Source organism: Clostridium cavendishii DSM 21758, from assembly GCF_900141845.1.
Lineage (GTDB): Bacteria > Bacillota > Clostridia > Clostridiales > Clostridiaceae > Clostridium_AG > Clostridium_AG cavendishii.
Genome location: NZ_FQZB01000004.1, coordinates 143852 through 159535, shown reverse-complemented (window position 1 = coordinate 159535; position 15684 = coordinate 143852). Strand labels below are relative to the sequence as shown.

The following is a 15684-nucleotide window of genomic DNA, read 5'->3' as shown; positions in this document are numbered from 1 at the left end:
TTTGTTATTTTTACTCACATCATAGCATATAAAGTCATAATATGTACAGAGAATGAAAATAAGGAGGGAAACTTATGAGTTTTTCAGTAAATGACTTGTATGACTTTAACTATGGAGATGAGGCAAATTCAGTTTTAGATTTATGTGACCAAGTACATGGTGATTCTTATGATGATAAACCATGTCACAAACCGGAACCAAAATGTTGTAAACCGGAACCACCATGTCACGAACCGGAATCAAAATGTTGTAAACCGGAACCACCATGTCACGAACCAGAATCAAAATGTTGTAAGCCAGAAAAACCATGTCCAAAACCAATTCCTAAAAAGGGAAAAATCTTAGTTAAGGTAAAGTTAAACTGCTCTGATGGTGAAGCTCTAGGTGGTGTAAGGATTAATCTTTATAGATTATGTGGATGTTCTCCAGAGTTAGTAGCTTCTAAAAGAACTGATTCTCATGGAAAAGTTGAGTTTAAGTGTTTAGAAGATGGTGATTATAGAGTTATAGAAATAATAGATAAATGTTTCTTTGAGAAACCAGAATATTATCCATGGAATGAAATATGTATAGATGGTTGTAATAAGCATGGAGAAATTTTGATTATAAATAAATTGAAGAAAATAGAAAAGCCATGTTGCAAGCATGAAGAATGTGGCTGCAGAAATTTTGACAATTGTTGTGGAAATTTTAATGGCTGTGGCTGTGGCGATTTTAATGGTTGTGGCTGTGGTTTTGGAGGTAATAATTTCTGTGACAGCTGGTTAATATTACTATTACTTTTTGGATTCTGTTGGTAAACTATATAAATCCTTTAACGTTTAATATTTGATGTTATTTTAACCCTTAGAAGTATCTAGGGGTTAATTTTTATAGTTGTTTTTAAAGGATGTAAAATATATAATTAAGTAAATAAAATCACTGTTTGCTATCTTTCGTAGAAGTAATATTACAGAGTAAGTTAGTAATATCTAAATTTAAATTTTGATATCTATTCAAGTTAAAATAACCAAATTAGAAATTTAAATTTCCACTTAAATGATAGAATTTATTAATTAATAATACATAGGGTAACTATAAGTGATATAATAGAATTATAAAGATTTTAAAATTTTAAGGAGATTAGAAAAATGAATTTTGGTAGAAATGATGAATGTTGGTGTAAAAGTGGCCAAAAATATAAAAAGTGTCATATGGAATTTGATGAAAAGTTAAGGAAACTTAGAAATCAAGGTCATATAGTACCACCAAGAAATATTATAAAAAATCAAGAACAAATAGATGGAATTAAAAAAAGTGCACAAATTAATGATGGCGTTTTAGATTTAGTTGCAAAACAAATTAAGGCTGGAATGTCCACAGCAGAAATTGACAAATTGGTATATGATTATACAGTAAGTCATGGAGCTATTCCTGCGCCATTAAATTATCAAGGTTTTCCTAAAAGTGTATGTACATCTATAAATGATGAGGTATGCCATGGAATACCTAGTGAAGATATAATACTTAAAGATGGAGATATTGTAAATGTAGATGTATCTACTATATATAATGGGTATTATTCAGATGCATCAAGAATGTTTATAATAGGAGAAGCTAGTGAAGAAGCTAAAAGATTAGTTGAAGTCTCAAGAGAAGCATTAAGAAGAGGTGTTGAAGCGGCTAAGCCTTGGGGGTATTTAGGAGATATAGGTGAAGCTGTTCAAGAATATGTAGAGGCAAATGGATATTCTGTTGTTAGAGATTTTGGTGGTCATGGTGTTGGAATTCAATTTCATGAAGATCCTTTTGTAGCTCATGTAGGAAAAAGAGGAGAAGGAATGGTTTTAGTACCAGGTATGGTATTTACAATAGAGCCTATGGTAAATCAGGGAGCATATCATATATTCGTAGATGCTGACAATGATTGGACTGCTCTTACAGAGGATGGTTCACTTTCAGCACAATGGGAGCATACTGTACTTATTACAGAAACAGGGGTAGAGATATTAGCTAAATAGAAGGTTATAAAAAAGGTGATTTCAAATTTGATTTAAATATAGTTAATATAGATATGGAATATATAAAAGTTCACTTAACTATAAATCCCAATTTGTGTGATGAACTATATATTTACGTGTATAGTATAAATTAAGAAAATGTAATTGCTGTATTAAAGTAATATTTTATGACAATACGGAATTAATATTTTACATTGTATATTTTTGATTTTTGTGGTAACGTTGGGATTATTAAAGACGAATCAGTAACTTAAATGTTAAAAGGGAGTAACCTAACTGCCTGTATTGGGGATAAAATCAACACACTGACCTTTTGATCTAGCTTTATCATGGCTTATTTTAGCCAAGTGAGACTTTTAACACAATGTTTTTATTATTGTATTAAAAATTTTTTAGTATAATTATTTATTCTAAAAGAGATTTTAAGCAAGATAGAATTTCATTGTGTTAGGGGTCTTTTTTATTTATATATTTTAATTTTATAGGGAGCTCATTAAATGTCAGAATTTATATTTATGTTTTTCGGAACACTCACATTTTACAACGCTGTACCAGCTTGGTTAATTAGTCCTATATATTGAATTATATTTCATTATACTTATAATACTAATATATATAATTGGTGTTAAAGTTGTATACAATGGTCAAGCATGTGATATAGCTTTAGAAAATAAGGATGTTTCAAAAAACGATAATAAGTAAATATTTTAAAAAAAATAATATTGATTTTTTAAATTTGTATTTAAACGAATAATGAGAATATAAGAAGTATTACTGAGAGCTTATTATTAAAGGTGTGACTATTTGGCAAATAGTCACATTTTATTTATAAAACTAGTATAATGATATTAGTGAATTAGTATATTAAGGAGTATCAAGTATGCCATCTAGTGCTGAATTTATAAGACAATCTTTAGAGTTACATCTATTTTTTTCAAGAATTATGAAAGAGCATTCATTCTTTCTACAATTAGGTTTCACACCAAGGGACTCAAATTTTATGCGTACAGCAGATATGTTCAGGATGGAGTTTGACAAACTTTTAGAAGAGGCCATATATCTTTCTAACGGCGTTGTTAGCCGTAGTGTGTTACAGTCTGGTGAAGTAGTAACACCATTTACGTTAAAAGCTGAAATGGCTTCAGCATATCTTACAGGAGTAAACATTCCAACTGGTTTGACACAAGAAGAAGCAGGATTGGAGGATGCTTCTTTAAGGATAAGCAATCCCATGCTGGAAAAAAGAGTATTTATGATTAATGAAAGAGCTATAAGATTAGTTTCAGATTTAATACACTTTAAGACTAGGATATTATCAGGAGTTCTATCATGTAAGATATTCACAAGTAATTATCCATTACTTATAGACCATATTTTAAGGGAAGCAAAATTTTATCTTAAGCTAATTCAAAGACTTCAAAATGGTGAGGATATTAATTTGGAAAAAGAGGCTTATGAGCAAGAAGTTTTCTGGAATAGAATTATGGCTGAGCATTCCAAATTTATTCGTGGCTTTCTTGACCCTACGGAAAACGAGCTCATATATACAGCAAATAACTTTGGAAACCAATTTGATAAACTGACTAAAGAGGCGATAGAAGCTATGAATGCTTCAATGTCAATTTCAGAAGTTACAGATGATAGCCTAAAGGCAACTATAGACATTAGCAAGTTTAAGGCACAAGGTACTGAAGGTTTAGTCAATTGTAAAATTAAATCCATAATAATTCCACTATTAGGAGACCATACTTTGAGAGAAGCAAATCATTATTTGCGCTTATTAAAAATATTTAAAGCAGCATAAGTATAAATAAAATATTGTTATGAATTATTCTTATAGGTTGAATATATATTAAAAAAACTATGTATACGAACTTTCCTGATTGAATTGTAATAGTATATTATGAAATCAGAAGTTGTTGCAGTAAAAAGTTTTAACTTTAATATAAGGACAGAAAAGATATTAGAACTAATTGTTCAGCAGAATTACATTTTGGACATCCATTAGGTAAATCAATAATTTTTCATTTTAAATTTATCACGAAAGCAGCTTTAGAAGATTCAAAAGAATTTGAACGGGGTGTTAAAGTAATTGTTGAAAATAATAAAATTTTGCAGGAACTACTGAATTACTTAGGTTAAATCAAACTTGAATTACTTGTAAGTGCTTAGATATATGTTATTTTTAGACTCAATATCACAATCAAGCCAACTTATATTACAAATTAAAGTCCAGCAATAATCTGCTGGACTTTCTTAATATCACATACTACACATATAGAGTATATAAAAAAATTAAAAAGTTTTTAAAATCTGCTCTTGATAAACATATTTAAAATAATCTTTTTGGTACTATACAAAATTTAAATTAATAGGAAAATATAGTTGATTAGTATGTCACGACGTGATATAGTTTAAGTATGACATATCGAGACGTGACATATAGCAATGTGACTATTGGGAGGTGATTATTTGACGGATAAAATAATTAAAAAATATTTACCTATGACGGAAACAGCCTTTTATATCTTACTATCCCTTTATAAGCCTACACATGGGTATGGAATAATATTAGAGGTTGAAAATTTAACAAATAAGAGGATAAGTTTAGGTTCTGGAACTATCTATGGAACCTTAAGTAAGATGCAAGCGGATGGGATAGTTGCAGTATATTCCAATAGTGAACGTAAAACTATTTATGAAATAACTGATTTAGGAAAAGAATTAATAAATTTAGAATTTAAAAGGTTAAAAGAATTAAATAGTAATGCAGAAGCATTAGGGGGGTACTTTAAATGATTAAAAGGGTATTTAGAGGATTTTGGAGTATTGATATTTTAAAAACAGAAGAATGGTTAAAGGAGATGGCAACTAAAGGTTATGAACTTGTAGATGTTAACTTTAACATAAGTGTATTCAAATTTAAAAAAGGTGTAAGCAAAGAGATAAGTTATAAAATAGAGTTTAAAGAAAATAAAGAACTTTTAGAAAGTGTAAAAAGAGAAGGCTGGCAAATTCTTTCAAAATCTAGTAGATGGAGAGTATTAAAAAATGAAAAACCAATTGAGGAAATAAAAGTTTTTCCTGAAAATTTTGAAATGATTAATAGATTTAATATTTTAAAAAAAGTAGGTTTTATAATTTATACTGATATAATTTTTGTAATATTATCGAGTATTTATTTATTAATGTGCCATATCCTTGGTGGAAAGTCTAATTTTATATATATTTCTGGTGAAAATATTAATTTTACTAAAAATATGTTTAATTTCTTTGTTACACCTATCAATATAATAATCCTTTTAATTGCTATATTATTTTATAAAAAAATTAATAAAGTAAGTTTAGAATATTCTTTGGCAAATAACATAATTGAAAAGGGATATTTAAAAAAATCATCAGGGAAAAGAAAAATTAGATTTAAACCATTATGGATGTATGAACCAGATAGAATTGAGGAATGGTTACAAAGAATGGCTTATGAAGGGTTTGAACTTAAAAGAATTTTGCCACAGTGTATATTTATATTTTATACTACAGATAAAAAGAATCTTAAATATTATATTGATTTAAAGAAAAAAGTTGATTTTGGTTATTATAATATTAATAAAGATGCAGGATGGCATAATGTTCATATGGCTAAAATATTAGGAGATAATTATACCATTTGGACTAAAGAATGTATTGGTGATGAAGTTCCTAATATGTATACTTTCCATAGTGAAAGAGTTAAAATAGCTAAGGAGATATATGGTAAAAACTTTCCTTTTTTGATATTATTAGCAGTAATTTATCCATTGATGATTAAAGATATGTTTAGTGAATTAACAAATGGGAAAACAGAAATATTTTTTATTATATTTTTTATTATGATTTTATATTTTTTTATATATTTGATTGTAAGTCTTATAAAAATTAAGAAATATTATAATAGGATTTTGGATGAAAATAAGGAGATTAAATCGGTTGTTTAAATAATTTATAATTACCATTATATAAATATAGAGTTTTGCAAGAAAAGAATGATTTAGAAGCAAATGTTTGATATAATATAGTAAATGATTACACAAGGAAAAGATAAGTAGGGGGAGAAACATGGAGTTAAAGTACGAAATTTCAAAAGAAGACTATATTAATTTTAATAAGAATTATATAGCAACTACAAAAGCTTTAAGAGCAAATTTAAATAGGCAAAGATTTGGTAAACCTTTAGTTTATATGATTTTTGCAGTGTTACTTTCAATGAGTACAAAAGTACCAAGAATTTATTGGTTAGGTGGTTTTGGAGCCATTTCAGTAGTATGGATATTAGCTTATCCTAGGTTTGTTAATAAGAAAATAGAAAATGATGCGGACAAGTTATTAAAAAAAGAGGAAAATAAACGTATTTTAGGGAAAAGAGCACTTAAAATATCAACAACAGGAATATCAGAATATGTAGACAGTAATGAAACTAAAGTGGTATGGAATGAAGTACAAAGAATAAATGCTGATAATAATTATATATACATTTATGTAGGACAAAATTCAGCTTTTACTATACCTTTAAATGGAATAGAAGTTACTAAGGAAAATATAATAGAAGAGCTAAAAAAGTATGTTGATGAACAAAAATTTTCAATAATATAATAATAAAATCTCTGCTTAATTTTAAAGTGGAGATTTTTTTACATACAAAAAATTAAATACTTAAAGCATTGAAGGTAAAATTTATTTAATATAGTAAAATTAGAGAATTAATATCATATACTAATAATAAGACTACTGTATGTGGAGAACATAGTAATGAAAAAAAGACTTAGAACTTATAATCAGGAGCCAAGAAAAGTTTTAGATTTTAAATATGGCGATATAACTGGTGATGGTGTTGTTGATGGCGTATATTTAATGGGAAATAAACCTTATGGAATGGATAATCCTTTTGAAGCTGATATAAAGCTTTTAGTTATAGATAGGAATACAGGTAATGAGGAAAGTATAGAACTTAAGGATGAAAGTGGATATGGATTTAGTTTGCTTTTGGGTAATTTTACATCAAAAGATAAAGTAGATATTTTAGTTAGAGGTAGCACAGGCGGTTCTGGAGGCTATACCTACAATCATATATTTTCGTATATTGATGGCAAGTTTAAAGAGATTTTTAATGGTGAGAAATTCTATTCAGAATATAATACAAAAGCTAACTATATAGATGATTATAAGATTTATATTATTTCACAAAAGGCAAATAAAAAATATACAATAGATATAAAAGATACAGACAAAACATATTTGGATATGGTCTATGATGAAAAGGGTAAGGTTAAAAGAGGATATGAGATAGGGATATCAGCTATAAATGCTGCTTACCCTATAGTATCAGAACAAGATTACTTAGATGCTTTATATATTTTACAAAGAATAATTGGACAGAGTAATTCTAATGATTTGGGAGTAGTTCAAACGCTTATTAGATGGGAAGACGGAAAATTTAAGTTGGTGAATCAAACTATAGGAGTGAGTGGGAGTGAGTTAAAGGGAAATAGAAAATCAAAAGAAAGAATTAAGAGAAATGTAAAACTAAGGCAGGAAGATAATAAAACAGAACAAACTTATAAAAAATACATTAAGGAAATAGTAAAAGCTATTCCAGAAGTGGAAAGTATAATATTTATCAATAATGGAATTAAGGAAGTTCCGATAACTTTTGGTGACTTAGATAATGATGGTGAGGAAGAAATTGTAATTGCATATAAATATGAAGGTGAGGCTTATGTTGCTATTATAAAGCAAGCTAAGGAAGGATTAATAGTTTTAGATAAAATAAAGGGTAGTGGTAGCTATGTTAGAGATATAATAATAGCTCCAGTTATAGGCTATGGAATGAGAGAACTTATAATAGGATGGCAAATTGGTGGTGTTTGGCAAAGGTTAGATATTAGAAAATGGAATGGAGAATGTTTTCAAAAAATATTGTTTGAAGATATAGATTATAGCAAAATAGATGTTATTGATTTAAATGCTGATGGTAAAAGTGAAATAGCCTTATGGTATCATGATAATGGAGAAGTATATAGAATTGAGGTTTATAATTTAAATAATAATATGTTATATATTGATAAAGATGTTTATCCAGAGTATTTTAAAAGAATAATTTTTTATTATAAATCTTTAACAAAAAAGAATCCAGATTCAGCCATGCTGTGGTATCAGCTTACAAAGGCTCAAGTAGAAGCAAAAATGTATAATGAGGCAAAAGAATCTATAGAAAAAAGTTTAAATATAAAAAGTGATTATCCATCAAAAGAAGAGTTATTAAGTTTGAAAGAAAAAATACAAAATAAGCTTACTACTAAAGTTTAAAAAAATATGTAAATTTTATAATAATTTATGTTTAATATGAGGTGCCTTTGGTATATAATAAAGAAGATTATTATATTTTTAAGGAGTTAACAGATGAGAGCAGTTTATAGAAATCCAAAAGAATTAGCAACATGTTTGAAGGACTTAGTAGATACTTATTTAGAGGATCTTATAAGCTACGAAAACTTTTCAAAAAAAGTTATGGCAATAGTTAATGCTAATGAAGGTAGTGTTTATAAAGAAGGGCATATGCCTGTAAAGCTTATAAGAACTTTAGGTGAGGAAAGAGCTCAAGTAATAGATAAGGTAGTTGCTGAAAACAATTAAGGTGTAATATGAAAAATGAAGTTAAGGCAGCAGAGATAGCAATGGAGCTTGGATTATATTTGAAGGTAGTTACCTCTATAAAAAGTTTTGAAAATTTTAATAGCTTTTTTAATATATATACTGATTGTGATGAACCTTGCAGAAGGGTAGTCATCTTAACAAAAGATAACCTAATTGAAGAGGTATATGATGAAAATCCAAGTGAACCTATAAGTAAAGATAAACTTATAGATGGAAACCTTTGGCTTGATGAATATCCATTAACTAAAAATCCAAATGCTATTGAAAAAGAGAATATAAGTGTAGATAGAGAATTAGTAATTAGTCTATTTACATAAAATATTTAGAATAATAAATAAATTAAAATCCTTCCTACGGAATTCGTAGGAAGGATTTTTTTGGATTAGCAAAAATATATAGTTGAAGTAGCTTTTTAGTGTTAAATAGTTAAGGTTTTTAAGTTTATAATTATAAATATTTCTTAAGAATGTATGTTTTGGTATAATGAATTAAGGCAATAATTTAAAATATAAAATTAAGTATATAGGTGAAGTATGATAATAATTATATTAGAGTATTATGTAAATGCAATTAAAAGAAAAGAGCATTAGAAGTTATTTAAGGTTATAAATATATTTTTGATAAGGAATAAGACATACATATGTCTTAATATATTTGTTACCCTATATTAGAGGTGAATTTATTGGAATTTATAGAGGCAAAAAGCTTAGTATCAAATTATATAGATGATAATCCTTGGTTTGGGATAAATTATAACATGAACATATATAAGGGGTGCTGCCATGGGTGCATATATTGCGATTCAAGAAGCGAATGTTATGGAATTGTTGATTTTGATAGGGTAAGAGCTAAAAAAGATTCAACTTTAATTATTAGGAGAGATCTAAAATCAAAAAAGAATAAGGGTGTTATACAAACTGGTGCTATGAGTGACCCGTATAATCCATTTGAAGAGAAATTACTTTTGACAAGAGAAGGGTTAAAACAAATAAACGAGAATGGTTTTGGAGTTTCAATAATAACTAAGAGCCCACTTATTACTAGAGATATAGATATACTTAAGCAGATAAAAAAGCATTCACCGGTTCTTGTTAAAGTGACAATAACAACATTTGATGATGAGCTTTGTAAGCAAATAGAACCTAATGTAGCAGTTAGTTCAGAAAGATTTAAGGCAGTAAAAGAACTTTCTGATAATGGGATATATACAGGAATACTATTAATGCCAGTATTACCTTTTATTAATGATACTGAGGAAAATATAAAGAATATAGTAAAAAAGGCTCATGAAAGTGGAGCAAAATTTATATTTGCTTATGGTATGGGCTTAACATTAAGGGGAAATCAAAGAGAATATTTTTATGAAAGATTACTAAAAGCTTTCCCAGAGAATAAAAACTTAGTTAGAAGCTATATTGAAACTTATGGTAATAGATATGAATGTTCCTCACCTAAAAGTAATCAATTGTGGAAGATATTTAAAGCTGAATGTACTAAGTTTAATATATTATATAGAATGGAAGATATTATAGTAGGTTATAGAAATGGTTATGAAGATAAACAAATAAGCTTTTTTAATAATTAATAATAGATTTATTGTATAAAAATAGCAATCAAATTTTAAAATAAATTTGATTGCTATTTTTTAGATAAAGCACTTAACAATCTTCACTAGCACCAACATAAATAAAAATTATCAATAACTTTGATAAAAAGAGGATACCAAATAATAATCTTTCGACTATTAATTAGCAATTCTTTACTTATGAAGATGTTTTGCTCGACTATATAAAATATTTATATAACTATATATAACCTTTCGGCTATATATAACCAATTTTTATCAACACTCTATATAATCTTAGCTCGACCTTATATCATAAGTTGGAACCTTTATTTAATCAAATTAATCGACTAAATAAAAGCTTTTCCTAACAATATAAAATCTTCTCTCCGACTAAGTATAAGCTAAAGGTTTCTAAAATCTTTAACCTATAAATAATCTTTGACCGACTTATATATACCTTTTGCTAAAAGCATATATAAATCTTGGCTCGACTGTTAAGCACCTTATGATATTATCTTAACCATTTATATTTAATATATACTGGAATTTAGAGGGAAGTTTTAAAAGATTAAATTCATTGTTTTGAATAAAGTATAAATATATTATGTATTGTTTAAAATATGTTTATAGTAAGGAAAGGAAGTGTTGATTATGTCAATTGATACTGTATTTGCACATACAATAACTGAAATTATAAGAAATAATAAAGGTGAGATAACAGCATATAAATTAGAAAATGGAGAAAGAATCTTAAAGGAAGAGGCTATTTCTTTAGCAAGACAAGGTGTAATTAAAGGAATACAAGATATAAGTTCAAAAAAAGAAGATAGCGTAAGTTTACCAGATGGAGATGGAAATAATAATTTAGGAGAGTTGCCTATAATTAAATAAGAATTAATTTGAAGTAAAACTCTAGCATATTTAGTTAGAGTTTTTTAATGTATAAAAACTTAGAATAGAATTATAATAAGAGTCTTATTAATAAAAGTTATCTTATATAAAGTTTTATTAATTTAAAATCTAGAGATTAATTAAAAGAGTTTATATAAGTTAGTTTTGAGGTTCAAAAGATAAAAGGGGATAAATATTATGAAAAAACTTATGAAGGTTTTTAGAAGTGATCTTATAAGTATTGTAAAAAACCCTATAGCATTGATTATTGTTATGGGAATATGTGCTATTCCAGCATTATATGCATGGGTTAATATAAAAGCTTGTTGGGATCCTTATGGTACTACAAGTAATATACCGATTGCAGTAGTAAATAATGATAAAGGTATTACTATTGCAGGAAAAGAAGTTAATGTAGGAGCAGATGTAGTTAAAAAACTTAAAGATAACAAAAAGGTAGGTTGGAAATTTGTTTCTGAGCAAGAGGCAGATATGGGAGTTAGAGATGGTACCTATTTTGCAACTATTGAAATACCAGAGAGTTTTTCAAAGGATTTAAGTAGTATAACTGCAAATAATAGTAAGAAGGCAGAAATAATTTATAAAGTTGATACTAAAGCTAATCCGGTAGCTAGTAAGATAACAGGAGTAGCTGAAGGAACGTTGATTGATGAAATTACTTCAAATTTTGTTCAAACCGTTAATAAAGAGGCTTTGGAAAAAGTAAAAAGTTATAAAGAAGATATGAATAAAAATCGTGATGATATAATTAAGCTTAAAAATGCGCTTATAAGAGCAGGCAGAGATATGGACACTATAATAAGTGTTTTAGAGAATGTAAATGCAAATTCAAAAAATTTAAATGTATATTTAACAGAAGTTAAAAATACTATTCCTGCACTTACAAGTGGAATGACTGTACAAGAAGGTACTATTAAAAGTACAGAAAATTTGATACAGAATACAAATAATAATTTAAATTCAACATTTAAAAGTTTTAAGCAAAGTTTAGAAGAAATTAAGGTTAGCATTGATAAAATAGTTACCATATTAGATACTATACAGGTTTCTAATAATAGTTCTCAGATAAGTAGTTCATTAAATGCGGTTAGTAATAATATAAATTCAGCTAATAATAATATAAATTCTAATTTAGAGTATCTTGAAACTATGAATAAAACAAAAGAGACTCCAGAGGTATCTCAAACTATAGTTAACCTAAAAAATTTGCAAGATAAATTAAATGAACAGAATAAAGTTGTAACAGAAAAGGCTAATGAAACAGACAAAGGTAATATACCTAGTCAGGCAGTTATAAATCAATTAAAAGAAAATTTAAAAAAAATATCAAATAATAGTACTAATTTAATAAGTGCTGTTGAAAAGAATACAATGCCAGTTTTAAATGATATATCAAAGAATTTAGTAAACGCTACAAAAGATGCAGCAAAATTATTAAAGACATCACAAATTGCTGTAGATGGGATAAATACACTAATTAGTTCATCTGCTGATGGAAGTAAGCTTGCAGCAGACGTATCAGGAGAAATATTAGAACAATTAAATCAATATAAGGATGAAATTAAATATATAGGAGATCAATTATCAAAGGTAGACGATAATGATTTAGATACTATAATTGCTATATTAAAAAGTAATCCTGATTTAATTGGAGAATTTATAGCAAATCCATTTACTATAAAAGAAGTTAAAGTATATGAAGTTCCTAATTATGGTTCATCTATGGCACCTATATATTCAGTATTAGCCCTTTGGGTAGGTGGTTTAATTTTAACTTCAGTACTTAAAACAGAGAGTGTTAAATTTAAAAAAGATGAAACTTTAACAATAAGACATAAATATTTTGGTAAAATGTTAACATTCATTTTTCTTGCGATAATACAAGGTGTAATAATAGCATTAGGAAACATATTTCTTCTGAAAATTTACTGTGTAAATCCATTTCTAATGGTTGTATTTGCAATATTATCTTCAATAACTTTTGCAACAATAATTTTTACTAATGTATCTTTGCTTGGTAATCTCGGAAAGGCTATAAATATTATATTAATGATAGTACAACTAGCAGGATGCGGTGGAAGCTATCCTATACAAGTAGATCCTCTCATTTTTAGGATTCTTCAACCTATATTTCCTTTTAGTTATGCAGTTGGTGGATTTAGAGAAGCTATTGCTGGTCCATTAGTTAGTAGTGTTGTTTTAGATATAGTTATGTTAACAGCCTTTTTCATTTTATACATAATTATAGGTTTTACGTTTAAACCACGTTTACATAGTATTGTAAAAAGGTTTGAAAAGAAATTCAATCAATCTGGTATAGGTGAATAGTGGGGGTGAAGTAATGAGGATGCTATTTAGGATATTTAAAAGAGACTTAAAAAAAATAAAAACCAATTATGCAGCTATTATTATAGTAACAGGTCTTTGCATTATACCATCTCTGTATGCATGGATAAATATTGCTGCTTCATGGGATCCTTATGCTAATACAGGAAATTTACCAGTTGCTATTATAAATAAAGATGAGGGAGCAATAATAAATGCTACAGAAGTAAATGTTGGTGCACAGGTTATAGAAAAACTTAAAGAAAATAAATCTATAAAGTGGGAAATGGTAGATGAGTGGCAAGCTAATAATGCATTGAATGAAGGAACTTATTATGCAATAATAGAAATTCCACAGAATTTTTCAAGTGGCTTAGTAAGTTTAACAACAACTAATCCTAGAAAGCCAAGTATTATTTATAAGGTAAATGAAAAAGCAAATGCAATTGCGACTAAGATAACTAACGTTGCTAAGGATAAATTGACCAAAGAAATAAAAGAGAATTTTATAAAAAGTGTTAATGAAAAAACTTTTTCTGAATTTAATAAGGTAGGTTTACATCTAGATAATACGAGACCAAAGGTATTAGGTATAAAGGATGTAGTAAATACTGCAAATAGTCAACTTGGAGAAATTAAAAAATTTATAGATACTTCTAGTAATAATGCAAAAGATTTGAATGAATATATATCAAAAGTAAAGAATGATTTACCTAATATAACAAGTCAAATAAATAACTTGGAAAAGGTTACAGAAGCTAGTCAAAAATTAGTTAATGCAACAAGAGATAATCTTATAAAAATTAATGGTGATATAAACTCTAATATTATAGATTTACAAGTTTTGGTCCAAAAGATAAACATGGCGTTAAAAGATCTAAAAGATTCAACTATTTCGAAATTAGAGAATGAAAAAAATCTAAATGAAGCTAAAACCTCAATAGATAACATTAGTAAGTTAATAGATTCAAATATTAAAACTCTAGAGGAAATTAATAAAAATTTAAATGATAGTAATTTAAAATCACTTATTCAATCTTTAAATAATGCCAAAATAGTAGTAGATAATGAAAAGAATGTTATTAGTAATTTACAAAATAGTATTCTTAATGGTGGAACTATTCAAGAAAATAGTCAACTTATAGATTCTATAATAAAAATTAATGATGAATTAACTAATAAAATAACATTAATATCAAACGAATTTTATAAAAATGGAACAAACTCAATTAATAATGCTGCTAATATTATGAATCTTGGATTAACTCAAACAAATTCCATATTAGAAACTACAAAAATAATAGTACCCCAATTAAACGCATTAGCTAATTATGGTATAGCTTCTAGTAATCAGGCCATAAAAAATGCTGAAGACTTAAAAATAAAAATTTCAATAATACAGGATGAAATAAATGATTTAAGTTCAAAGTTAAACGCTTTAAATGAGGAAAGCTTAAATAATATTATAGAGATAATGCAAAAAAATCCTAATGAAATGGCTAATTTTATAGCATCTCCAATAGAAGTAAAAGAGGAGGATGTATATGGGGAAGGAATATTTGGAGTAGGACTAACACCATTTTATACAGTACTTGCAATATGGGTGGGTGCTCTTTTAACAGCAGCATTATTAACTACGGAGTGTGAAGATTTTGACAGTGGAGCACAACCAAACATATTACAAAGGCATTTTGGAAAGATGATTTTGTTTGTTATTATAAATTTAATTCAAGCATTAATAGCAACTTTAGGAGATTATTTTATACTAGGTGTTAAAGCGTATAATTTATCATTGTTATTTGTATTTTCAGCTTTGACAGCAATAGCTTTTACAATAATAATTTTTACACTTGTATCATTATTAGGTAATGTAGGAAAGGCAATTGCAGTAATTATAATGGTATTTCAAATAGCTGGAGCTGGTGGTATTTATCCCATACAAACAAATCCAGAAATCTTTGGAGTTTTATATCCAATATGGCCTTTTACATATGCAATAAATGGTTTTAGAGAAGCGATTGCAGGTCCGGTTTGGAAAACTGTTGACACTAGTATTACTGTACTTTTAATATATTCAGCAGTGTTTGTTATTCTTTCAGTATTTAAGAAACCATTACATCATTTAACACATTTTATGGAGCATAAATTTAAAGAGTCAGAGTTATAAGGTTATTTACATAATACACTAAA

13 protein-coding genes are annotated in these 15684 nt (G+C 27.2%); all 13 read left to right on the top strand.

The window, feature by feature from the left end; translation table 11 throughout:
* Positions 1-74 precede the first annotated feature (74 nt).
* Positions 75-800, top strand: coding sequence for a SpaA isopeptide-forming pilin-related protein (locus BUB01_RS23415; protein WP_072985070.1), 726 nt, complete (start codon positions 75-77; stop codon positions 798-800).
* Positions 801-1130: 330 nt separating this feature from the next.
* Positions 1131-2000, top strand: a complete 870-nt coding sequence (locus tag BUB01_RS02745) for a methionyl aminopeptidase (RefSeq protein ID WP_072985067.1) — start codon at positions 1131-1133, stop codon at positions 1998-2000.
* Between the two features lie 880 nt (positions 2001-2880).
* The gene (locus tag BUB01_RS02740; RefSeq protein ID WP_072985065.1) at positions 2881-3804 is read left to right on the top strand and encodes a DUF2935 domain-containing protein; all 924 of its coding nucleotides are present in this window, start codon (positions 2881-2883) and stop codon (positions 3802-3804) included.
* Positions 3805-4472: 668 nt separating this feature from the next.
* Positions 4473-4799: a PadR family transcriptional regulator gene (locus tag BUB01_RS02735; RefSeq protein WP_200802828.1), complete on the top strand. Its 327-nt coding sequence runs from the start codon at positions 4473-4475 to the stop codon at positions 4797-4799.
* On the top strand, positions 4796-5974 hold the full coding sequence (locus tag BUB01_RS02730) for a DUF2812 domain-containing protein (RefSeq protein WP_072985063.1): 1179 nt from the start codon (positions 4796-4798) through the stop codon (positions 5972-5974). The genes BUB01_RS02735 and BUB01_RS02730 overlap by 4 nt, the downstream gene beginning before the upstream one ends.
* Positions 5975-6095: 121 nt before the next feature.
* Positions 6096-6629: a YcxB family protein gene (locus BUB01_RS02725; protein WP_072985061.1), complete on the top strand. Its 534-nt coding sequence runs from the start codon at positions 6096-6098 to the stop codon at positions 6627-6629.
* A 156-nt stretch (positions 6630-6785) separates the two neighbouring features.
* A complete protein-coding gene (locus BUB01_RS02720; protein ID WP_072985059.1) occupies positions 6786-8342 on the top strand; it encodes a tetratricopeptide repeat protein in 1557 nt (518 codons plus the stop codon).
* Between the two features lie 93 nt (positions 8343-8435).
* Positions 8436-8669: a TIGR04540 family protein gene (locus BUB01_RS02715; RefSeq protein WP_072985057.1), complete on the top strand. Its 234-nt coding sequence runs from the start codon at positions 8436-8438 to the stop codon at positions 8667-8669.
* Between the two features lie 8 nt (positions 8670-8677).
* Positions 8678-9007 (top strand): hypothetical protein, encoded by a 330-nt coding sequence (locus BUB01_RS02710; protein WP_072985055.1) that lies wholly within the window; start codon positions 8678-8680, stop codon positions 9005-9007.
* Between the two features lie 365 nt (positions 9008-9372).
* Positions 9373-10275, top strand: coding sequence for an SPL family radical SAM protein (locus tag BUB01_RS02705; protein ID WP_072985053.1), 903 nt, complete (start codon positions 9373-9375; stop codon positions 10273-10275).
* Between the two features lie 633 nt (positions 10276-10908).
* Positions 10909-11148, top strand: coding sequence for a DUF3892 domain-containing protein (locus tag BUB01_RS02700; protein WP_072985050.1), 240 nt, complete (start codon positions 10909-10911; stop codon positions 11146-11148).
* 198 nt (positions 11149-11346) lie between these two features.
* Complete coding sequence (locus tag BUB01_RS02695) at positions 11347-13497, top strand: YhgE/Pip domain-containing protein (protein WP_072985048.1); 2151 nt, start codon at positions 11347-11349, stop codon at positions 13495-13497.
* Positions 13498-13510: 13 nt separating this feature from the next.
* Positions 13511-15661, top strand: coding sequence for a YhgE/Pip domain-containing protein (locus tag BUB01_RS02690; protein ID WP_072985046.1), 2151 nt, complete (start codon positions 13511-13513; stop codon positions 15659-15661).
* Positions 15662-15684 lie beyond the last annotated feature (23 nt).